This is a genomic window from Gemmiger sp. An194 (assembly GCF_002160145.1).
In the GTDB taxonomy this organism is placed as follows: Bacteria; Bacillota; Clostridia; order Oscillospirales; family Ruminococcaceae; genus Allofournierella.
Genome location: NZ_NFKA01000020.1, coordinates 1 through 21,443 on the forward strand (window position 1 = coordinate 1; position 21,443 = coordinate 21,443).

23 protein-coding genes and 1 pseudogene are annotated in these 21,443 nt (G+C 60.6%); 10 read left to right on the top strand and 14 right to left on the bottom strand.

From position 1 onward, the window contains the following. A pseudogene (locus B5F28_RS15170) lies at positions 1-162 on the top strand (dihydropyrimidine dehydrogenase); the annotation flags it as partial. A gap of 257 nt (positions 163-419) precedes the next feature. Here B5F28_RS15170 and B5F28_RS11600 read toward each other — a convergent pair. Further along, on the bottom strand, positions 420-899 hold the full coding sequence (locus B5F28_RS11600) for a TspO/MBR family protein (RefSeq protein ID WP_087296051.1): 480 nt from the start codon (positions 897-899) through the stop codon (positions 420-422). Between the two features lie 206 nt (positions 900-1,105). After that, positions 1,106-1,612 (bottom strand): TetR family transcriptional regulator, encoded by a 507-nt coding sequence (locus B5F28_RS11605; protein ID WP_087296052.1) that lies wholly within the window; start codon positions 1,610-1,612, stop codon positions 1,106-1,108. Positions 1,613-1,957: 345 nt separating this feature from the next. On the opposite strand from B5F28_RS11605, the gene B5F28_RS11610 reads away from it, so the two are divergent. Then, positions 1,958-2,896: a DUF7916 family protein gene (locus B5F28_RS11610; protein WP_087296053.1), complete on the top strand. Its 939-nt coding sequence runs from the start codon at positions 1,958-1,960 to the stop codon at positions 2,894-2,896. Between the two features lie 70 nt (positions 2,897-2,966). On the opposite strand, the gene msrB is transcribed toward B5F28_RS11610, so the two are convergent. The 3 genes from msrB to B5F28_RS11625 all read right to left on the bottom strand — a co-directional run bounded on the left by msrB (position 2,967) and on the right by B5F28_RS11625 (position 7,727). Continuing rightward, the gene (msrB, locus tag B5F28_RS11615; protein ID WP_481808397.1) at positions 2,967-3,938 is read right to left on the bottom strand and encodes a peptide-methionine (R)-S-oxide reductase MsrB; all 972 of its coding nucleotides are present in this window, start codon (positions 3,936-3,938) and stop codon (positions 2,967-2,969) included. A 304-nt stretch (positions 3,939-4,242) separates the two neighbouring features. Further along, positions 4,243-6,588 (bottom strand): ATP-dependent DNA helicase, encoded by a 2,346-nt coding sequence (locus tag B5F28_RS11620; RefSeq protein WP_087296055.1) that lies wholly within the window; start codon positions 6,586-6,588, stop codon positions 4,243-4,245. A 59-nt stretch (positions 6,589-6,647) separates the two neighbouring features. Continuing rightward, on the bottom strand, positions 6,648-7,727 hold the full coding sequence (locus B5F28_RS11625; RefSeq protein ID WP_087296056.1) for a hypothetical protein: 1,080 nt from the start codon (positions 7,725-7,727) through the stop codon (positions 6,648-6,650). Between the two features lie 155 nt (positions 7,728-7,882). Between B5F28_RS11625 and B5F28_RS11630 the strand changes: the two genes are divergently transcribed. Both B5F28_RS11630 and B5F28_RS11635 read left to right on the top strand, forming a co-directional pair. Continuing rightward, positions 7,883-8,206 (top strand): hypothetical protein, encoded by a 324-nt coding sequence (locus B5F28_RS11630; protein WP_087296057.1) that lies wholly within the window; start codon positions 7,883-7,885, stop codon positions 8,204-8,206. A 195-nt stretch (positions 8,207-8,401) separates the two neighbouring features. Then, a complete protein-coding gene (locus B5F28_RS11635; RefSeq protein ID WP_087296058.1) occupies positions 8,402-9,769 on the top strand; it encodes an MATE family efflux transporter in 1,368 nt (455 codons plus the stop codon). A 66-nt stretch (positions 9,770-9,835) separates the two neighbouring features. On the opposite strand, the gene B5F28_RS11640 is transcribed toward B5F28_RS11635, so the two are convergent. From B5F28_RS11640 to rpmB, 8 genes are all read right to left on the bottom strand, one after another. Then, entirely contained in the window at positions 9,836-10,207 is a 372-nt protein-coding gene (locus B5F28_RS11640) for a VOC family protein (protein ID WP_087296059.1), read from the bottom strand. Between the two features lie 42 nt (positions 10,208-10,249). After that, positions 10,250-10,918: an MBL fold metallo-hydrolase gene (locus B5F28_RS11645; RefSeq protein WP_087296060.1), complete on the bottom strand. Its 669-nt coding sequence runs from the start codon at positions 10,916-10,918 to the stop codon at positions 10,250-10,252. A 34-nt stretch (positions 10,919-10,952) separates the two neighbouring features. Then, complete coding sequence (locus B5F28_RS11650) at positions 10,953-11,939, bottom strand: diaminopimelate dehydrogenase (RefSeq protein WP_087296061.1); 987 nt, start codon at positions 11,937-11,939, stop codon at positions 10,953-10,955. Positions 11,940-12,099: 160 nt separating this feature from the next. Beyond that, on the bottom strand, positions 12,100-13,074 hold the full coding sequence (locus B5F28_RS11655; protein ID WP_087296062.1) for a YfjL-like protein: 975 nt from the start codon (positions 13,072-13,074) through the stop codon (positions 12,100-12,102). Beyond that, complete coding sequence (locus B5F28_RS11660; protein ID WP_247643477.1) at positions 13,067-13,615, bottom strand: zf-HC2 domain-containing protein; 549 nt, start codon at positions 13,613-13,615, stop codon at positions 13,067-13,069. Before B5F28_RS11660 ends, B5F28_RS11655 begins: the two co-directional genes overlap by 8 nt. Further along, positions 13,612-14,124, bottom strand: coding sequence for an RNA polymerase sigma factor (locus B5F28_RS11665; RefSeq protein WP_158097593.1), 513 nt, complete (start codon positions 14,122-14,124; stop codon positions 13,612-13,614). The genes B5F28_RS11660 and B5F28_RS11665 overlap by 4 nt, the downstream gene beginning before the upstream one ends. 148 nt (positions 14,125-14,272) lie before the next feature. Then, complete coding sequence (locus B5F28_RS11670) at positions 14,273-15,037, bottom strand: esterase family protein (RefSeq protein WP_247643478.1); 765 nt, start codon at positions 15,035-15,037, stop codon at positions 14,273-14,275. A gap of 151 nt (positions 15,038-15,188) precedes the next feature. Beyond that, on the bottom strand, positions 15,189-15,377 hold the full coding sequence (rpmB, locus tag B5F28_RS11675) for a 50S ribosomal protein L28 (RefSeq protein ID WP_077138557.1): 189 nt from the start codon (positions 15,375-15,377) through the stop codon (positions 15,189-15,191). A 261-nt stretch (positions 15,378-15,638) separates the two neighbouring features. Here rpmB and B5F28_RS11680 point away from each other — a divergent pair, with 261 nt between their 5' ends. The 6 genes from B5F28_RS11680 (at position 15,639) to B5F28_RS11705 (ending at position 19,825) form a co-directional block, all read left to right on the top strand. Beyond that, positions 15,639-16,313 carry a site-2 protease family protein gene (locus B5F28_RS11680; RefSeq protein ID WP_206423083.1) on the top strand — a complete coding sequence of 225 codons (675 nt, stop codon included), beginning with the start codon at positions 15,639-15,641 and terminating at the stop codon, positions 16,311-16,313. A gap of 12 nt (positions 16,314-16,325) precedes the next feature. Then, the gene (locus tag B5F28_RS11685; RefSeq protein WP_087296064.1) at positions 16,326-17,045 is read left to right on the top strand and encodes a segregation and condensation protein A; all 720 of its coding nucleotides are present in this window, start codon (positions 16,326-16,328) and stop codon (positions 17,043-17,045) included. A gap of 8 nt (positions 17,046-17,053) precedes the next feature. After that, on the top strand, positions 17,054-17,620 hold the full coding sequence (gene scpB, locus B5F28_RS11690) for an SMC-Scp complex subunit ScpB (protein WP_087296065.1): 567 nt from the start codon (positions 17,054-17,056) through the stop codon (positions 17,618-17,620). A 38-nt stretch (positions 17,621-17,658) separates the two neighbouring features. Continuing rightward, positions 17,659-18,432, top strand: a complete 774-nt coding sequence (locus tag B5F28_RS11695; RefSeq protein WP_087296066.1) for a DUF2953 domain-containing protein — start codon at positions 17,659-17,661, stop codon at positions 18,430-18,432. A gap of 78 nt (positions 18,433-18,510) precedes the next feature. Continuing rightward, complete coding sequence (gene ytfJ / locus B5F28_RS11700) at positions 18,511-18,906, top strand: GerW family sporulation protein (protein WP_087296067.1); 396 nt, start codon at positions 18,511-18,513, stop codon at positions 18,904-18,906. A gap of 76 nt (positions 18,907-18,982) precedes the next feature. After that, positions 18,983-19,825 (top strand): pseudouridine synthase, encoded by an 843-nt coding sequence (locus B5F28_RS11705; RefSeq protein ID WP_087296068.1) that lies wholly within the window; start codon positions 18,983-18,985, stop codon positions 19,823-19,825. A 79-nt stretch (positions 19,826-19,904) separates the two neighbouring features. On the opposite strand, the gene B5F28_RS11710 is transcribed toward B5F28_RS11705, so the two are convergent. Continuing rightward, a complete protein-coding gene (locus B5F28_RS11710; protein ID WP_247643479.1) occupies positions 19,905-21,302 on the bottom strand; it encodes a [FeFe] hydrogenase, group A in 1,398 nt (465 codons plus the stop codon). Between the last annotated feature and the right edge of the window lie 141 nt (positions 21,303-21,443).

A 21,443-nucleotide genomic window follows, 5' to 3' on the forward strand; every position in this document is an offset into this window, starting at 1 on the left:
CGCCACGGCTGCATCGTGACCAACGGCGACGACGGTCTGACCAGCCGCGAGGGCGTGTACGCCGGCGGTGACGCCGTAACCGGCGCTGCTACTGTTATCCTGGCCATGGGCGCTGGTAAACATGCGGCAAAAGCCATTGACGAATACATTAAAAACAAGTAAGAGCGGCGGCTGCATGAAAACCGTGAGTCTTTTTTCTTCGCTTTGCTTTTGGCAAAGCGAGGCCCGCTCCGGGGCGTTTTTGCCTGCGCAAAAACGCTGATCCCTCCGCTAAGCATGCCGCCAAGGCCATTGACGAGTACATCAAGAGCAAGAACAAGTAAGATATTCCCAAAACAGCCATTGTAATAGAAGCCGAAGGCCCCGTGGTTCCAGTTGGAACCCGGGGCCTTCGGCGTTTGTCTGTTCAGAATGATTGTTCAGCGGTTCAAAATCCATACCGCGCCGTTCAGGTAGCCAGCGAAGAGCAGCCACAGCAGATAGGGAACCTGCAGCCAGGAGGCTGCGGGGCTTACGGAGTAGAACCGCAGCGCCATGAGAAGCACTGCCAGGAAGAGGGCAACCAGGCAGATCAGCGCCCCCAGCGGATTATTCCAGCCAAAGAACAGGATGCTCCAGAAGAAGTTCAGGATCAGCTGGAAGCCCCAAAGCCGAAGCGTGGGCACCCGGTCCTGAGTGCTTTTGTTCCAGACCAGCGCCATGCCGATGCCCATCAGGATGTACAGGATGGTCCAGGCGATGGGGAACACGTAGCCGGGAGGAGTGAGAGGGGATTTAAGCAAAGTGGGATAGACATTTTCCAGCCCATACCGGGTGAGTGTGCTGGAAAGCCAGCCGGTGCCAAGGGCAATGGCCGGGAAGAGTGCAAAGGGGAGGGCGCGGGAAAGCCGCTGTTTCATAACGATACCGCCTTTCAGTGGAGGATGTCCGGGCAAAATGCAGCGCCGGTATTCCTAGTATATGCGGAAGAATCCCCCGGGGCGATCTTGCTCTTGGAGGTTACTCTCATCATACAGCGTTTGGAGCCGAAAGACGGTTGTGGAAACAACAGAGAAAAAAGAAAACGTGACGCTTTGTGTGAAAAGCAGCACGTTTTGAAAAGCAATCATTTGCCGGAAACCGAGTCCATCAGCTGGAACACCTCTTCCGGTGTTTCGGTGAAGTCGTTTTCGATCATAGTGCGCACCAGACCGTAGATCAGAAAAGCCATACCGTTGCGGTGATAGCGTAGGCTGGGGGGAGTGCCCACGTCCGGGCCCAGTACCTCCAGGAACATCTCCTCAAGCACACCCAGCATCTGCTTTTGCCGAAGGCTGCGCAGCAGGGGCCGTTGGCCGTAGATGTAGATGATCAGATATCGGCCGGGGGAGTCCAGCAGGTCCCGCCGGTCCGGCAAAGAGGATGCATAGCGAATCCAGCGGGAGCGCAGATAGTATCCGACCACCTCTTCGATGGAATCGAAATTCCGGTAAAAGGCATTCCGGGAAACTCCGGCCTGGCGGCACAAAAGACTCACCGAAAGATCGGCATCCAGCAGCAGAAGGTCTACCGCAGCATTGGCGATGGAATCCTTGGTCTGCTGGCAGATTTCACTGTTGCGGGCGTTGGGCATAACGGGCCTCCATAAGCATAGAAAGCTTCGGGCGAACCCCACGGTTTGCCCTGCCTGTCTATTCTATAACGTAACAACTGTTACGTCAAGTGTTGAAAAGTTGTTTATCTTGTTAAAGCGTTGGAGAAAAATGGAAATTTTGCGGCGAAGACTTAAAAAAGAGGCAAGTCTGTAAGGAAAAGGTAAGCTAAAAGTCAAAAGGGTCCGACGGTTTTGAAGCGGAGAGGGAGCAAGGTTGACAGCCGCAGGCCCATGGGGCATACTTAAAGCAAACAGCCGGAAGTATTTCCCGGCGAATCATCAGCCGCCCCGGCTAAGACAGGCGGCGGAATGGAGCGTATCATTATGACAAAACGTGTGTTGGACCTGCTTCCGGCGGAGCTCGCCTCCCTGAACGCAAAGGAGCTGCTGCAGGCAGTGGCAGGCAGCGAGGGCCGGGTGCTTGCAGCCGAGACCATCGGCATCACCCCGCCGCTGCTCAGCGATGTGACCAATGCGGAGTTCGCCGCTTCCATGGGTGCGGACCTGCTGCTTTTGAATATGTTCGATGTGTGGGAGCCCCGCATCGTGGGCCTGCCCGAGACCCGGCCCGAGGACGTGGTGCGCCGGGTGAAGGAACTCACCGGCCGGATGATCGGCATCAATCTGGAGCCGGTGGACCCGGCCGTGTGCGCCCAGAATGAGGAGACCATCTGGGCCATGAGCCGGGGCCGTTACGCCACGGCGGAAAACGCCCAGCGGGCCATGGAGATGGGCGTGGACCTGATCGTGCTCACCGGCAACCCGGGCAACGGCGTGAGCAACGAGGCCATCGTGCATTCGCTGGAAAGCATCCGCGCCCAGGTGGGTGACGGCATCGTGCTGGCGGCGGGCAAGATGCACGCTTCCGGCGTTGTGGGCGAGGGTGGTGAGAACATCATCACCAAAGCGGATGTGGATGCCTTCAGCAAGGCTGGGGCGGACATCATCCTGCTGCCCGCGCCCGGCACTGTGCCCGGCATCACCACCGAGTATGTGCGTGGTCTGGTCAGCTATGCCCACAGCCTTGGCCGCCTGACCATCACAGCCATCGGTACCTCGCAGGAGGGAGCGGACACCGCCACCATCCGTCAGATCGCTCTGGAGTGCAAGATGACCGGCACCGACATCCACCACATCGGTGATTCCGGCTATGTGGGCATGGCCCTGCCGGAAAATATCATGGCCTACAGTGTAGCCATTCGCGGCATCCGTCACACCTACCGGCGCATGGCGGCCTCGCTGGCCCGCAAGCCCAAGGGATAAACGAAGCGGTTTCAAAAGCAATGCCCCGGCTCTTTGCGAAGAGCCGGGGCATTTTTGCGAAAAACGCGGCTTATTCCTCAAACAGGTCCAGCAGATAGCCGTAGCCTTCCGCTTCCATCTTTGCGTAGGGGACAAAGCGCAGGGATGCGCTGTTGATGCAGTACCGCACCCCGTTGGGAGACTCGGGGTCCCCGGTGAACACGTGGCCCAGGTGGGAATCGCCGGAGCGGCTGCGCACCTCGGTGCGGTGCATGCCGTGGCTGTCGTCCGGCAGTTCCACCACAGCGGGCTCTTCAATGGGCTTGGAAAAAGCGGGCCAGCCGCAGCCGCTCTCGAATTTATCGGTGGAGGAGAACAGCGGCTCACCGGTGACCACATCCACATAAATGCCTTTTTCAAACTGGTTCCAAAATTCGTTGGCAAAGGGACGCTCGGTGCCGTTTTGCTGGGTGACCCGGTACTGCTCACTGGTCAGCTTGTCCCGAATGGCTTCCGCCGCGGGCTTCTGGTAATCGCCCGGATCGATGCGCAGGCTGGAAAACAGCTTCATTTCCGCAAGGGGGATGTGGCAGTAGCCGTCGGGGTTCTTTTCCAGATAATCCTGATGATATTCCTCGGCGGGGTAGAAGTTCACCAGCGGGCCGATCTCCACCTTGAACAGACGGCTGCGGCTGCGCTCGATCTCCGCGATGCGCTCCACCGTCTCCTTCGCCGTGTCGTTTGTGTAGTAAACGCCGGTCTGGTACTGGGTGCCCACATCGTTGCCCTGCCGGTTTTCCACGGTGGGGTCGATCACATAGAAGTACGCCAGCAGCAGTGCGTCCAGGCTTACCTGCTCCGGGTCGTATTCCACCCGCACCGTTTCCCGGAAGCCGGTTTTCCCGGTACATACGGTGGGGTAGTTGGCATCGGCCTCGCCGGAACCGTTGGCGTAGCCGCTTTTGGCATCGATCACGCCGGGGATGGACTGCATCAGCTGTTCAATGCCCCAGAAGCAGCCTCCGGCCAGATAAATCACATTTTCGGTGGATTCCATCTTCATAACCTCCTGTTCCGGTTCGCTTTGAGGCGAACCATTCTCACTGCCTGCGGGCTGCACGGCAGCGTCCTTTGGGCGGCCGCAGCCGCTCAGCAGCATTGCCGCCGCAAGCAGGCTTGCCAATATTGTTCGGTGCATGGCGGGGTCTCCTTTCCTTCCGGTTCGGCCGGGAGCGGGATACACCGGCCGCGATGCCGGGATGAATGACTTAATTATACTATATAGGTAGGAAAAAGAAAAGCCCACCTTTCGTGCTGTTCGGGCAGGGCCTGTGCCGAACAGCCGAAAAAGGGGAAAAGTGTTTTGGTCAGACCGAACCCCAGAAGCTGTCCAACTGGTCTGCCAGCTGCTCAGGACCGTAGAGCCAGCGGCAGTGAGCCCAGTGGCTGGGGAAGAGATGACGATATTCCGCCCGGGAAAAGCGGCTGTCGATGAGCAGCACCACGCCTTTATCTTTCGGGGTGCGGATGACCCGTCCTGCCGCCTGCAGCACCTTATTGAAGCCCGGGTACTGGTAGGCATAGGCAAAGCCGCTGCCCCGGCTCTCTTCAAAATAATCCCGCAGAATCTCCTGCCGGGGGTTCACCTGGGGCAAGCCCACCCCCACGATGGCGGTGCCGATCAACCGCTCGCCCGCCAGGTCCACACCTTCGCCGAACACACCGCCCATCACGCTGAAGCCCAGAAGGGTCTCGGCGGCGTCCGGCTGAAAGGCATCCAGAAAATCCTTGCGGGCCTGCTCGTCCATGCCCGGCTGCTGCACCAGGGTGCGAATCTCGGGGAACAGCTCCTCGAAGCGTTCCAGCACCTGGGTCAGATAGCTGTAGCTGGGGAAAAAGGCCATATAATTGCCGGTGCGTCCCCGGCACATTTCATAAAGATAGCGGGCCACCGGCTCGATGCTCTGCTGCCGGTCCTTATAACGGGTGCTCACGTCCGCCGCGCAGAACAGGCCCAGATTTTTGGCGGGGAAGGGACTGGGCAGCGCGGCGCAGCGGGCCTCGGCGCAGCCCAGAATGTCCCGGTAATAATCCATGGGGGACAGGGTGGCGCTGAACAGCACCGCGCCCCGCCCGCTGGAAAAGCTCTGGTCCAGAAAGGCGCTGGGGTCCAGGCAAAGCTGGCTGATGCGCACATCGGTGCCAAAGGCTGCCGCCTGGGTCACATAGTGGTCATCGTACCGCTCGGCCACCCGCAGGTAACCCCGCAGCTCAAAGTAAAGAGCCAGGATCAGATCGTGGGCGGTACCCTCCCGGTGCTCGGTGAGCCATTCCTCCATGGGGCCAGTGACCCGACTGATCACCCGGTTCAGGCCGGTATGGGCCTCCTTTTCAAAGAAGGTGCGGTTTTCCCCCTCGTCGCACTGGCGGCGCAGTTCCACGAACTCGTCGTTCAGCTTGCCCAGAGCAGTTTTCAGCTTGCTTTTACCCTTGCCCAGGGCCTTGCGGGCCTCCAGTACCTGGCTTTTCAAAAGGCTGGCCGAGTGCATCTCCCGGGCCCGGTCCGGCAGATTGTGGGCCTCGTCCACCAGGAACAGGTAGTCGCCGCCGCTCTCAAAAAAGCGTTTCAGGCTGACCACCGGGTCGAACAGATAGTTGTAATCCCCCACGATCACATCGCACCAGAGAGACAGGTCCAGCCCCAGCTCGAAGGGGCAGACGGTGAACCGCCGGGCCAGGTCCTCCAGCGCAGTGCGGGTGAACTCATTTTCGTCCAGCGCCTGCCACAGAGCATCCCGGATGCGGTCGTAGTAGCCGTTGGCGTAGGGGCAGGCCTCCGGGGTGCATTCCCGCTGCTCCAGCAGGCAGATGGTGTCCTTGGCGGTGAGGGTAATGCTTTTCAGCGCAAGGTCGGGCTGGCTTTTGCGCAGCAGGGCCAGCGCATCCTCCGCTGCCTGCCGGGTGGTGGTGCGGGCAGTGAGATAAAACACCCGCTCGCCGCAGCCCTCGCCCATGGCCTTGAGCGCGGGGAACAGGGTGCTCATGGTTTTGCCGATGCCTGTGGGGGCCTGGCAGAGCAGTCGACCCTTGTCCCGCAGGGTCCGAAATACCGCCCCCGCCAGAGCATATTGGCCCGCCCGGTATTCCTCAAAGGGAAACCGCAGTCCACGCAGCGCTTCGCCCCGGTTCACCTGCCAAGCGGCGGCTCGCTTGGCCCAGGGGGCATACCGGGCCAGCAGATCCAGCACAAAGTCCTCCAGTTGACGGGCGGTGAATTCCCGGCGGAAATTTACCACCACCTCGTCGTCCACCTGAAAATAGGTCAGCCGCACTGCGATGTTGTCCAGCCCGTGCTGCCGGGCGTAGATGGCCGCGTATACCTGCCCCTGGGCCCAGTGCACCGGGTTCATGTCCTCGTGGATCTGGTCGGTGGGGGTGGTCACAGTCTTGATCTCATCCACCACAGTCAGGCCGTCCTCGTCGGTGAAGATGCCGTCTGCCCGGCCATCCACCAGATAGTCCACCTCATCTACGGTGTATTCCTGATTCAGATAGACCTCGGCCTCGTAGCCGGGCCCGGCCTGCTTTTGCAGCCGCCGGTGGATGCGCGCGCCCTCATTGGCCCGGTCAAAGCCGGTGAACCGGCTGTCGATGCTGCCGGTCTGCAACAGGAACTCCACCAGCTGCCGCACCGAAAGATGGATTTGTTCCATGAAAAATGCCCCTCTCGCGATACACATTGAATCCATTGTATCACAAAAGGGGCGCCCGGTCACGCAAACAGGGTTTTGGTCAGCTGTTCGGCAATTTCATCCAGCCGGGAGAAATCTGCCGCCGTGCGGTAGAAGCTCTCCAGCTCGTCGTGGCTGGCCTTGGCCTGCCGCTGGGCCGCGCTGGCCAGCTCCAGCAGCTCAGCCGCCGCCCGCCGGTCAAACCGCAGCCGCGCCCGCTGACTGCGCAGCCCGCCCTTTTCCAGAAAGCGGGTGCAGTGTACGTTCCGGCAGCCCTCCAGCGCCATGGGGTGCCAGGAGCTGCCCGTCAAAAAGGCAAACTTCAGCTCCGGGATGAACAGATGGTCGATTACACCTTCCCGCAGCGGGCAGGGGCAGGTGATGATTGCGTAGCCCCGCTCCAGTGCCATTTCCCGCAGAAGCGCCAGAGCCAGCGGAGCTGCCGCACCCTGCTCGTCGTGCAGCACGATGGCTTCGCTGGCCAGCGTTTCCACCGTGTTCAAAAAGACCATCCGACCCTTGGGCGTCACAGCGCTTAAAAGCCGGATGCGCTCGCTGCCGGGTCGGCCGGTGTGGGGCAGCCTGCGGGCGCCCAGCCGCCTGGCCCAGCCCAACAGCTTTTCCTGGTTCACCAGCGGCGCGGTCAGACGGCGGCTGTCCTCCAACAGGGCGGCTGCCGCCTGGATGGACCGGCCCGCCTGGTCCTGCAATGCCTTGCACCGGTGGAACAGGGCCACGATCTCGCCCCGGTGAGCGGTCAGATAATCGTTGTCCAGCACATGGTGCAGGTCCACCACCTTCTGCACCGCGCCGGGGTAGGTGGGCTCCACCACATGGGGCGCGGTGGCATCGATGATGGCCGCCCGGGGCCGGGAGAAGATCACGCCATCCAGACTGTCCGGGTCGGAGGAGCAGTGGATGCGCTCCACCGGCAGGGGGCTTGCCTGAGCCAGACGGGTCATCAGGGTGCTCTTGCCGCAGCCGGGGCCTGCCTTGATCAGATACAGCGGAACCTGCTCCTGTGTGTCCAGCCAGTCAAAGTAGCCTTGAAAGCCCTTCGGTCCCAGAGCACCCATAAAGAAATCCACGCTGTTTGCCATGGAATTTACACTCGTTTTCATCCTGCAACACCTCGCTTTTTGGCCCATCCTATGCGCAGCACCGGAGGGGTGTGCGGCCGATGGCATTGCAAAGAGTCTTTTTGACTGGTATAATCAGAAAAAATGATTTGTCGAACCGGTCCGAAGACGGCTGGTTTGCGGAATGAGGTAGATGTATGGATCGAAAAGCAACGAACATTGTGGCATATATCACGCTGGTGGGCTGGTGCCTGGCCTACTTTGTGGGTGACCGGTACAATTCCCGGTTTCATCTGAACCAGGCGCTGGTTCTGAACCTGTTTTTCCTGGTGCTGCGGGTGGCTTCCTCGGTGGCAGGCTGGCTTCTGGGCTGGATTCCGCTGGTGGGCTGGCTCGTGATGCTGGCGCTGAATCTGGTAAGCCTGGCGGGCTTTGTTCTTTGGATCGTGAGCCTGGTTTATGCTGTGCAGGATAAGGAACAGCCGGTTCCGCTGCTGGGCTACATTCAGCTGCTGCACTGAGCAAGGTGAAAAAATCCCGGGAATTCCCACTTGACAAGCAGCCGGGCGGGGTGATATTATAATACCCGCCGAAATGCCGGAGCTTGATTCCGGCCATTAAATATGCGAAAAACCGCAGGGCTATAAATTTTCCTGTTTCTGATTCACAAACAGGGGATTGTAGCCCTGTTTTTTTTGTGCCAAGGAGGAACCGGAATGACCGAACGAATCAACCAGAACCCCATGGGCAGCCGGCCGGTACTGCCGCTGCTGGTGAGTATGTCGCTGCCGCCCATCTTATCCATGCTGATCCAGTCGCTGTATAACGTGGTGGACAGCATCTTTGTTGCCCGTCTGAGCAGCGATGCGCTCACCGCCGTTTCGCTGGCCTATCCGCTGCAGAATCTGGTGCTGGCGGTGGCAGTGGGCTTCGGCGTGGGTGCCAATGCCTTTGTGGCCCGCAGCCTGGGCCAGGGCGACCAGCGCAGCGTGGACAAAGCCGCCTCCATGGGCATGGTGTTCACCGGCATTCACGCGCTGGGCTTTCTGTTGATCGGCCTGTTCGGCAGCGAGCCGTTTCTGCGCCTGTTCACCACCGATGAGCAGGTGCTGGCTATGAGCCTGGTATACACCCGCATCGTCATCTGCCTTGCTTTCGGAAGTTTGTTTCACATCTACATCGAAAAGCTGCTGCAGTCGGTGGGCAACATGTTCGTGCCCATGATTCTGCAGGGTGTGGGTGCCATCGTGAATATCGTGCTGGACCCCATCCTGATTTTCGGTCTGCTGGGCGCCCCCCGCATGGGTGTGGCGGGCGCTGCTGTGGCCACTGTGGCCGGGCAGATGACCGCCTGCACCATGGCGCTGGTTTACTTCTTCCGGGCCAAAACCGGCATGCACATCACCCGCAAGGACATGAAGGCGGACTGGAACATTGCCGGCAAGATCTACGGAGTGGGCGTGCCCTCCTGCCTGATGACTGCCATGCCCAGCCTGCTGGTGGGTGTGCTGAATGCCCTGCTGGTGGAGCTGCACGCGCTGGCGGTGGCAGTGTTCGGTTTGTATTTCAAGCTGCAGACCTTTGTGTACATGCCCGCCAACGGCCTGATTCAGGGCATGCGTCCTATCGTGAGCTACAACTACGGTGCGCGGCAGAAGCAGCGGATGCATTCCACCATTCGCTGGAGTCTGACTCTCACGGCTGTCATCATGGCGCTGGGCACCCTGATCGCCTGGGTGCTGCCGGAGCAGATCATGGCCCTCTTCGACGCGGACAGTGCCATGGTGGCCATCGGTGTGCCCATGCTGCGCATCACCAGCCTGGGCTTTGTGGTCTCCACCTTCGGCACGGTACTGGCCGGCTGCTTTGAGGCCCTGGGCAAGGGCATACAGTCGCTGGCGGTGTCGCTCATCCGGCAGCTGGTGATCATCCCGCCGCTGGCAATGGTGCTTTCCCGCTTCTGGGAGTTGAATGGCGTATGGGTCTCCTTCCCGGTGGCGGAGACGCTGGCCGCGCTGGTTGCGGTGGTGCTCTATCGAGGTATGATGCGCCGCATTGATGGTTCCATGAAGGAATGCAAATGAAAAAAACGCCCGCGCGGCTGCCGATTTGGCAGCCTGCGCGGGCGTTTTTGCGTGAAAAATACCGGGTTATTTCTTTTCGGGGACGATCTCCAGCCAGTAGCCGTCCGGGTCCTGGATGAAGTAGATGCCCATGGCTTCGTTTTCAAAGCAGATACAGCCCATCTCCTTGTGCAGAGCGTGGGCAGCGTCGAAGTCCTCCACCTGGAAGGCCAGATGGAACTCGCAGTCACCCAGGTTGTAGGGGCGGTCCATATCCCGCAGCCAGGTCAGCTCCAGCTGGAAGTCGCTCTCCTCGTTGGCCAGGTAGACAATGATGAAGGAGCCGTCCGGCGCGGTGATGCGCCGCACCTCGGTAAGACCCAGAGCCTTCTCATAAAAGGCCTTGGAGCGGTCCAGATCGAAGACATTGTAGTTTTCGTGGATCATTTTAAATTTCATTGCAAAAATTCCTTTCTGGAATGGATTGATAAAAACGGGGCCTCAGCCCTGCCAGACCTCTTCCGCGTGAATGCGGGCAAGATAGGGCGCCAGCTCCGGCCGGTTCAGGTAAGCCAGCATTCCGGCCCGGTCCTCGAAGCAGTGCATGGGGAACACATTGTCACAGCGGCAGGCTTTCAGAAAGTCCACAAAGCCCCACCAGGCGTTTTCCTCCTGCCGGGGGTCCAGCGGAACAAAGGCTGCGTCGAAAAAGCGGCCCCGGATACGGTCCAGCTCCTCGTGGAAGGCCTTGTCGTGCCAGGCATTTTGTTCGTCCGGCTCACCCTCCCAGTGCCACCAGTTCAGATCGCCCGCATGGTAGAACCAAAGCCCCTCGGCCTGCACCAGAAAGGCGCACCCCTCGTCGGTGGAGCGCAGCGTCTCGATGCAAAGACCCTGCCAGTCGTACCGGCTGCGGGGCGCGGCGGGCAGCACATTGGCCGAGCGCCGGGCAGGAATGTTTTCGTCCAGCACATAAAACACATTGGGATGGTGCTCGCTCAGCTCCCACACTGCGGGGGAGTAGTGGTCGTGATGCCGGTGGGAGGAAAAAACAAACAACGTCTTTTCCGGGTCCATCGGGGGCAGAGCGCCCTGAAAGTAGTCAAACAGCAGCAGGGTGTGGTCCAGTTCCACCAGAAAGCAGCTGTGGCAGATGTGGGTGATCTTCATAAAAACTCCTTGAGAATGAAGGTTGCGCTGCTGTTTACAGCAGCTGGCGGCGCAGCTCCTCGCCGCTCAGCGGGCTGAGCAGGGCGGGCGGAACGTCCAGAATGGTCTTGCAGCCGGTCTGCCCGGCGGCGTGCATCCGGTGTACCGCACGGGCACAGGCAGCCAGAACACTGGCGGTAAATTCCGGGTTGGAATCCAGCTTCAGGCTGTATTCCACGGTGGCGGTGTGCTCCTCGTTCCAGCCGGTCAGACCGCTGCGCAGCACGCTGCCGCCGTGGGGCAAGCCGCTGTGCTCGGCGTGCAGCTGCTCCAGACTCACGAAAGTTACGGTGGTGTCGTAATCCGCGAAATAGTTGGGCATGGTCTTGATCTCCTGCTCGATGCGGGCAAGATCCGCCCCCGGCTTTGCGGCCACAAAGCACTCCCGGGTGTGCTTCTGGCGGGTGGTCAGGGTGGGTCGCTGCCCGGCACGCACCTGCTCCAGCGCTTCGGGCACCGGCACGGTGTACTGGCGGGCATCTGCCACGCCCTCGATGCGGCGAATGGCGTCGGAATGGCCCTGGCTTACGCCCTTGCCCCAGAAGGTGTAGGTGCCGCCCTGGGGCAGAATGGCCTCGGCATATACCCGATTCAGCGAGAACAAGCCCGGGTCCCAGCCGCCGCTGATCAGGGCGGTGGTGCCCGCGGCGGCTGCGGCAGCGTCCACCGCAGCAAAGTGTTCCGGGATTTTCGCATGGGTGTCGAAGCTGTCCACCAGATTGAACCAGCGGGCCAGCTCGGGGGTCTGCACCGGCAGGTCGGTGGCACTGCCGCCGCACAGGATCATTATGTCGATCTTACCGGCCCAGTTGGCCGCCTCGCCTGCCGCCACCACCGGCACACCCTCGGTCAGAGGAGAAATACTGGCCGGGTCGCGTCGGGTAAAGATCGCAGCCAGCTCCAGATCCGGGTTCTGGCGCACCGCACACTCGGTGCCCCGGCCCAGATTGCCGTAACCAAAAATACCAATTCGAATCGCCATAAGTAAGCTCCCTCCATTGGTTTTATCAAATATTGGTTCTATTATACCATGAACCGGCGGAACTTGAGAAGTGAGAGAAGCCGGAGAAACAGAAAAGCCCTGTGCGCCAAAGAACGGCACACAGGGCGATTGAGTGTTTCAAAGAGAATCCGCGGCGCGGTTACAGCGGCTGAAAACAGCTGTCCTCGCTGTATAGCAGGGCAATCCGCTGATCGCTCAGGCTGCGGGCGCTGTTTGCGGGGGAGGCATCCGTCACAGTGGGCGAGGTCTGCCTGTTCTGCGTGATGCGGTCCTGCAACAGGGCCACCAGTGCGTCGAAGCTGCCCGGTTCCGGGGCGGTGCTTTCCGCTGCGGTGAGTTCATCGCTGCTTTCTGCTGCGGGCAGCTGGTCGGGGATGGCATCGGCGGGCACATCCAGCAGCAGCCAGGTGGTGTTCCGGCCATAGACGGTGGCGGAGTAGTAGTCGCAGGCAAGCCCCTGGTTGGCGGCAGCCTGTTTCAACGCCACCAGATAGGCAGCGGCTTCCTCCAGTGTGACTTCGGGCGGCTCCCGGTCCGCACTGTGGAAGCCCGTATACAGCACAGTGGGCAGGGGCAGATCATCGGCGGAGAACTCCATCCCCACCCGGAACAGAGGGCTCTGCGGGTCAAACACCTGGTCGTTGTTTTCCGGATAGAAGGTGAGGGTGGTCTCGTAGGGGGAACGGCCCTTCAGGTCTCGGCACAGGCGGTTGGTGTCCAGCTGACCGGCCAGTTTATTGCGCAGCCGATTGGAGGTGTTCAGGCCGCTGTCCACTGTCAGGGCCCGGTTGGTGTAAACCTGACCGCCGCTCAGGTAGGCGGAAAAGCCCACATCCTCCTCGCCGGTCTGGTACACCGGGCAGACATAGCGGCGCTTACCATCCGCGTAGGTGTAGCGGGCATTGCCCACCACATAGCCTTCGCGGGGGTATTTTGCCTGAAGAGCGTCGTTGATGGCGTGTACCGTCCACCGGGCGGTGAAGGGATTGCCCACCTGGCGCTCCACCACCAGTACCAGTGCAGCGATGAGTACCAGTGCAGCCAGTGCGGCGATAACCCGGGTAAGGGGAGTGCGCCGGATCTGGGGCAGGGCCGGCCATTTGATTTTATTCATCCAAAGATTCCTCCTTTGGCTCGGATTTGCCCCGGCGAAGCCCGCCGAAGGCGAAGTGCAGCAGTCTTGCGATGAGCGCACCCACCAGCAATGCTGCCAGATACAGCCCGGCCTGCATCAAAGAGTAACGATTCGGTGTGCTGACCAGCAGCACCAAAGCCATGGGAATGGCGCTGATGACGGCTGCAAACCAGACGCTGCGGCGCAGAAATACATAACCCAGTGCTCCCAATGCGGGCAGGCCCCAGGCCAGGAATGGCCCGTTGGCCAGTGCCAGGCAGACCGCAAAGCCTGCCACCGCCATCAGAGCACTTTGGATCAGCAGTTTGCGCTGGATGCGTCCCAGCACCCGGGCGGCGTCCGGCTCCGGCGGGGGCAGTTGAATGCCGCCAGAATCCAGATAGGCCTGACAGGCGGGGCAGTGGGCCACATGGCTGTGTACCAGGGCTTCGCTGTCCTCGCTGGCAACGCCGTCGGCCACCAGCGGGATCAGGTCCCGACATACATCACAGGAAATGTCTGACACGATGCCTTTATTCATGGCATCGATCCCTCCTCTCGTTTCAGTTGTTCCCGCAGCCAGTTGCGGGTGCGGAAGTTCAGCATGCGGGCGGAATTTTCGGTGATGCCGCATGCCTGGGCAATCTCGGCGAAGGAGTAGCCCTGAGCCCGCATCAGCAGAACGGTGCGGGCGTTGGGCTTGCAGGCTTCCAGCAGCAGTCGGGCACGGCGGGCAAGCTCCCGGGTGTCGCATTCTTCCTCCAGACCCCGTGGGTCCGGCATGTCCTGCTCCAGATATCCGGCCAGCATATCGTCGTAGGAGAGCGTGGGCCGTTTGCGGCGCAGCGCATCCACCCACACGTTGCGGGCGATGGCGAACAGCCAGGTCTTCACGCTGCTGCGGCTTTCGAAGCGGCCGAAGGCGCGCACAGCCTTCAAAAAGGTCTCACTGAGCAGATCCTCCGCCCAGACAGGGTCATGGGTGAGCCCGCAGAGATAGCGGTAGATGTCCGAGCTGTAAAGCTGATACAATTCTTCCAGGTCCTGCAAGCGCACCCCTCCTTTCCGTCTGCTTGGGGTAGTTCCCCAAGCTATGATGTAAAACAGCCGTTTCGATTTATTAGACGGCGGAAGCGGCCGTCCGTTACACAAAAACGCAAAAAAATTCCGCCGGGCCCCGAAAGCTCGGCGGAATGGATCATGCGGTGGGTTTTGCCTTGCCGGTCAGCTGCTGCAGCAGCTGGGGCAGGAAATAAACGGCCTGCTTTGCCCACCAGGGCCAGTCGTGGCTCACGTCCTCGCCCCAGTAGTCCACAAAGGCGGGCATGCGCCGGTCGGTCAGAGCCTGGGCCATGGCCCGGGTGTCGGCCAGGAAATCGTCCTCGTAGGGGCCGCGGCCGCAGCACAGGAACAGAGGAGCCAGCCGGGTGGAAGGCAGGCCTTCGGTGTGCAGCAGGGGCAGGTATTCCAGCGGGCTGTTGCGCAGGGTCAGATCGTCGTGATAAGGCCCGAACCAGGGGGCAGCGGAATAGCTGCCGGACAAACAGATTGCACCGCACACAAGCTCCGGCCGGCGCAGATACAGGTTCAGCGCGTGGCCAGCGCCCAGGCTGCAGCCCAGCAGAGCCACCCGATTGTGGGTGCCGTCGTTCAAAGTCAGCACCCGGGGAATCAGCTCGCCTGCCAGGTAGTTGAACCAGCGTTCCTGCATCTCGCTGCGGGCCCGGCCCTCGCCGCTGCCCAGCCAGCTCTCGGCGTCCACGCTGTCGGCGCAGAACAGCTGAATTTTACCCGCGTCGATCAGCGGGGCCAGCGCGGCCACCATGCCGTGGTCCTCCCAATCGTAAAAGCGGCCTCCCTCACAGGCAAACGCCAGGCAGGGCAGGCCGGAATGGCCGAACACCTTGAACTCCATCTCCCGCTTCAAAAAGCGGCTGGGTTCCTTGTAATATTGGATCTCCACGCAAAATCCCTCCCGAAGCGGTGAAGCGTCACCGCGAATTGCATTACCTTCATTATAGAATGGCCGGGCGGACCGGTCAAGCGGACAAGGTGGAGCAGAACACAAAAAAGCCGGTCATCCGAAGATGACCGGCAGTTTTTGCGTTGAAAAATCAAACAGCGCGGGTAACCTTGCCCGAGCGCAGGCAGCGGGTGCAGGCGTAGATGTACTTGGGAGAACCGTCTACAATAGCCTTAACACGCTTCACGTTCGCCTTCCAGGTGCGGTTAGACCGACGATGAGAGTGGGAAACCTGGATGCCGAAGGAAACGCCCTTGCCACAACAATTGCACTTTGCCATTTGCTGCACCTCCTCGATATAATTTAAGTCGCTAGAATATAATAGCAAGCCGGACGGGAAAAATCAAGGGTTTTTTAAAAATATCTTTGAAAAACTCTGAAAAAGTCCCATTTTGCTTGTGAATGGCCCCAAAAAACGCTATAATAAAAAGCAAACTGCCGAATATGCCCCTCATTCGAGCCGGGCAGTGCGCAGTGGTTTGCCAAAGACATCCTACCTTATTTTATATAAGGCGTCAAATGAACAAAAAGGGAGAGTTTTATGGGTCTGATCAGTCCTGCCCAGTTGATGGTCTGGGTGATGCGCGGCCTTGCCATGCTGCTGGCCATTCCGGTGCATGAGTCCGCCCACGCCTGGGCAAGCGCCAAGCTGGGCGATCCCACCGCAAAGAATATGGGGCGGCTTTCGCTGAATCCTATGGCACACTTTGACCTGCTGGGTGCGGTTTGTATGATCGTGGCGGGTATCGGCTGGGCCAAGCCGGTGCCGGTGTACCCTCAGCGGTACAAGAATCCCAAGCTGGGCATGGCCCTCAGCGCGGCGGCGGGGCCGATTTCCAATCTGCTGCTGGCGTATCTGTCTATGATGCTGTATAAGCTGGCATACTATTTCCTGCCGGCGGGGATGCTGGCGGAGCTGGTACTGTATTTCCTTTACTACATGGTGGCCATCAACGTGTCGCTGGCAGTGTTCAATCTGCTGCCGGTGCCGCCCTTCGACGGCAGCCGCATTCTTCTGCTGGTGCTGCCCCGGCGGTTGTATTTCCGGGTGATGCAGTATGAGCGCCAGATTTTCATCGGTATGTTCATCCTGCTGATGCTGGGCGTGTTCGATGTGCCACTCTACTGGCTGAACAACGGCATGTGGAACATTCTGAACCACGCCACCGCCTTCATTGACCGGGCGGTCTATATGGCGGCGGGCATTGCGGTGTAAGGAGGGGAAAGCATGGAGACTTTGACCTTCCACCTGGAAGAATTCGACGGTCCGCTGGATGTGCTGCTCTATCTTGTGAGCAAGAACAAGATGAACATCTACGACATTCCCATCCTGGAGCTGATCGACCAGTACACCAGCCTGATCAACGGCCTGCAGGATAACCGGATGGAGGTGGCCAGTGAGTTCATCGAGATGGCTGCCCGTCTGGTGCAGATGAAGAGCTTTCTGCTTCTGCCCCGCAGCGAGGAAGCAGAGCGGATGAAGGAAGAGCTCACCGGTCAGCTGATTGAATACAGCGCCTGCAAAGAGGTGGCCCGCCAGCTGGGCGAACAGGCCGCCAGCCATTGCAGCTTTGTGCGCCCGCCTGTGGAGCTGGAGCAGGATAATACCTATCGCCTGACGCACGATGCCAGCTTGCTGGCCCAGGCGATGGAGTTGCTTTTGGGCCGGGGCAAGCGCCGCAAGGCTGCCCCCAGCCAGCAAAGCTTTGAGCCGCTGGTCACCGCGCCCTTTGTGTCGGTGGCGAGCCGGGTGGTGCACGTGCTGCGCAGCATCGTTACCGGCCGGGTGGCAAGCCTCCGCGGGCTATTTAACCGGGGCGGAAGCCGCAGCCAGACGGTGGCCACCTTTCTGGCGGTGCTGGAGCTGATTCGCGCGGGTCGTATTGAGATCGACGACCAGGAGAGCCTCACCGTGCGCCGGGGCCGGATGAAGAAACAGGAGAGTTGACAAAAGGCATGACACAAAAGGAAAAGGAATACAAGGCGGCTGTGGAGGCCATCCTGTTTGCCCATGGCGACGCCATCGGAGCGGACAAGATCGCCGAGGCGCTGGAGATCCCGAAGGATCACACCGTAGCCATTCTGGAGCAGCTGCAGAAGGAATACGAAAAGGCGGACCGGGGCCTGTGCATCCTGCCCCTGGGCGACAAGTGGCAGATGGCCACCAAAACCGCCGTGCAGGAGCCGGTGAAACGGGTGCTGGACAATCGGCGCAACACGCCCCTTTCCCAGGCGGCGCTGGAGGTGCTGGCGATCATCGCCTACAACCAGCCGGTGTCCCGCGGATTTGTGGAGCAGGTGCGCGGCGTGGACTCCTCGTCCACCATCGCAAAGCTGATGGAAAAGGGTCTGGTGGAGGAGGCCGGACGGCTGGATCTGCCCGGCCGGCCCATCAGCCTGTGCACCACTGAGGTGTTTCTGCGCACCTTTGGTCTGGCAACGCTGGAGCAGCTGCCCCCGCTGCACGAGGGCGACGGCGTTCAGCTGGAGATGGCGGGCAGTACGGGCGAGACCCAGGCCTGACCCATCCCATGAAGTAAAATGGGTAAGGAGGCGAGCCGATGGCTGTTTTATGGCTGATCCTGAAGGGGATCGGGTGGGTTTTGCTGGTGCTTCTGGCGCTGCTCATCGCTGCGCTTCTGGTTCCGGTGACCGCTGAACTCTGCTATGAGAAGGGGCAGTTCAGCGCCGCGCTTCGGGTGCTGGCGGTGCGGGTGAAGCTGTATCCCCGCCCGGAAAAACCGGAAAAGCCCCAAAAGCAGAAGAAACCCCGAAGACCGAAAAAAGCAAAGCCTGTAACGAAGAAGCCCACGGCACAAGCAGCTGCCGAACAGGAGAAAGCGGCAGCAACAGAGCAGACACCAGCGCACAAGCCGCAGGCAGAAGTGTCTGAGCAAAAGCAGGCGGCACTCCAGCCCGCTGCCCGACAAACCGGCAAAGCCACTGCCCGGCCGCCGCAGCAAAAGCCGGAAAAAACGCTGCAGGAAACCCTGGACTGGGTGCTTGCCTGGGTGCGCACCGGCGGTCAGATTCTGCGCCGCCTGCTGGAAGGCTTCAAGATCCATCACATTCAAATCTATCTGCCGGTGCATGGGGAAAGTGCCGCTTCCACTGCGCTGGCTGTGGGCGCGGTACACGCGGGCCTTGGTGCCAGCTTCGGCATGCTGCAGAATTTTTTAGATCTGCGCATGGAGCAGCTGGTCATCGAGCCGGATTATACCGGCGAACACCAGGGGCGGGAACATTTCTCTTGTAAAATCACGTCCCATCTGATTATAATGGTAATAACAGGAGTCTGGGCGCTGCTTCGCCTGCATAAGGAAAAGCTGATCTGACCGCCGCCCGGCTCGCATTGAAACAAACGGAACATCCCGGCCCCGCAAGGCCGGTTGCATCACAGGAGGGAAACAACTATGGCTGAACGTCCGCTTGAGGGTATGATGAGCGTCACCCTGGATAAGATCCGCGAGATGGTTGGCTCCAACACCATCATCGGCGAACCCATCACACTGGAGGGCACCACCATTCTGCCGGTGTCCAAGGTCACCTTTGGTTTTGCATCCGGCGGTTCCGACTTCGGCGCCAAGACCACCAAGGAGCTGTTCGGCGGCGGAAGCGGCGCAGGCGTGTCGGTCACCCCGGTGGCCTTCCTGGTCATTAAGGACGGCAACGTGCGCACCATCCAGCTGGCGGACCACAACAGCACCGTGGACCGGGCGCTGAACATGGTGCCCGAGCTGGTGGACAAGCTCACCGGCCTGCTGAACAAGGGTGAGGCCGCAGCGGCCGACCCGGCACAGAACCAGTAAACCAAGCCGGGCGGCATGTTGAATCTGCCGCCCGCTTTTTCTGCAATCAACCAACAGAGAATATGAGGAACGGATTATGGCATTGGAACGAGTACAAAAGGTAATGGCCGAGCAGGGCATGTGCTCCCGTCGTGCAGCGGAGCAGATCATTCTGGAGGGCCGGGTGAAGGTGAACGGTCACCCGGTAAACCTGGGCGATAAGATGGACGTGAACCGGGATACCCTGAGCATCGACGGCCAGCGCATCCGCCTGGAGAAGAAGCAGGAATACCACTACCTGATGCTGCACAAGCCCCGCGGCTTTGTGACCACTACCAGTGACGAGCGCGGCCGCAAGACCGTGATGGACCTGCTGGCCGATTACCCGGCCCGGGTCTTCCCGGTGGGCCGTCTGGATAAGGACAGCGAGGGTCTGCTGCTGCTCACCAACGACGGCAGCTTTGCCAACCTGATGATGCATCCCTCCCATGGTGTGAGCAAGCTCTACCGGGTGACCGTGCGTCCCCGCGCGGACGAGAGCCAGGTTATTGCTCTGAGCAAGGGCGTTACCCTGGACGACGGCAGCGTCACCCAGCCCGCGGTGATCAACGTGGTGGTGGATGAGCCGGGCCGCACCGTGATGGAAATGACCATCAAGGAGGGCAAGAACCGGCAGATCCGCCGCATGTGCGAGGCAGTAGGCCTGGAGGTCATCCGCCTGCGCCGCAGCGCTATGGGCGCGGTGAAGCTGGGCATGCTCCAGCCCGGCCAGTACCGGGAGCTGACCAAGAGCGAGGTGGCCGCCCTGCGTGCCGCCGCCCAGAAGGGCAAGGCCCGCGCCCAGACCCAGCGTGCCCAGGAGGCTGCTGAGCAGCGCCGCGAGCACCAGAAAAAGCGCAGCACCGCTCCCTCCCGGCCCAGTCGGCCCCGGCGCGGCTGATCGCACCCGAATGAAATGAAACAGGCCCCCGGCCCACCGCATGTTGCGGCAGGCCGGGGGCCTTGCTGTGCTTAAAAACTTATTCGCCGGAAACGGGCTGACTCTTCAACAGGCCGCTGCAATCCCGGTAGCTGGTGTGCAGCATCTGTTCGGCCATCTCGCTGAGAGGCTGGCCATAAAACTCCTCGTAGACCTGCTTGATCTCCGGGTTCTCATGGCTGGTACGCAGCTCCATGGAGCTGTCCCGCCGGTAAAGGGCAGCGATGCGCTGTTTGCGGGTTTCGTCCGCATCCCGCATGATGTTTTTGGGCTGACCGCCGCCGCCAATGCAGCCGCCGGGACAGGCCATGACCTCCACAAAATGGTATTGCTTGCCACTTTCCTTCATGCGCTGCAAAAAGGCGCGGGCGTTGGCGGTGCCGTAGACCACCGCGACCTGAAGCGTCTGGTCGCCGATCTCCACCTGCGCCTCCCGCACGCCCTCGTAGCCGCGAACCGGGGTCAGATTCAGCAGGCTCTGGGGAGCGCTTTCGCCGGTCAGGTAGGCGTAGGCAGTGCGCAGGGCGGCTTCCATCACGCCGCCGGTGTTGCCGAAGATCACACCCGCGCCCGAAGCCTGACCCATCAGGGAATCGTAGGCGGAATCCGCCAATGCGTTCCAGTCCACCCCTTCGGCCTTGGCCCAGCGAGCCAGCTCTCGGGTGGTGATCACCTGGTCAGTGTCCCGCAGGCCGGGGATGCCCAGATGGTCCGCAGCGCCGTGCAGCTCCTGGCGGCGGATCTCGAACTTTTTGGCGGTGCAGGGGGTAAGGGCCACATGCACGATCTTCTCCGGGTCCAGACCCATCTTCTTGGCGAAGTAGGTCTTGACCGTGGGGCCCTGCATGCCGATGGGGCTCTTTGCGGTGGACAGATGGGGCAGCAGCTCGGGGGCATACATCTCGGCAAAGTGGACCCAGCCGGGGCAGCAGCTGGTGAACTGGGGCAGGGGCCGGTCCTTTTCAGTGATGCGGCGGATCAGCTCACTGGCCTCCTCCACGATGGTCAGGTCGGCGGCAAAGTTGGTGTCCAGCACGTAGTCGGCGCCCAGAGCACGCAGCAGCGCCACCATTTTGCCTTCCACAAAGGCGCCGGGCTCCATGCCGAATTCCTCGCCCAGCGCAGCGCGCACCGAGGGCGAGGTGCTGACCACCAGCACCCGGTCGGGGTCGGCGGCCGCCTGGCGGACCTGGGGGCATTCGTCCCGCTCCACAATGCTGTCCACCGGGCAGACGTTGGCGCACTGGCCGCAGTAGATACAGATGGCGCGGTTTCCGGTGTCCTCCAGTGTGTAGCTGCCGTGCACTCCCATCAGGTTGGTGCAGGCTTCCTTGCACATGCCACAGCGGATGCAGGCCTGCTCATGACGCAGGATACTGGGATTGTCCTCCTCAATGGGGACGCGGACGGATAAGGGCAGATGGTTCAGTTTCCTCACATTCCTTTCTTTGTGATAGGTTATGTATTCTTCCTTCTGGAATCCAAAAATGGTCGGATTTTAATTATAGCAATTATTATCATTAATATCAACTGACATAGCATCCAAAATATTTGACAGTATTTTGGAGGTTTTCACAGG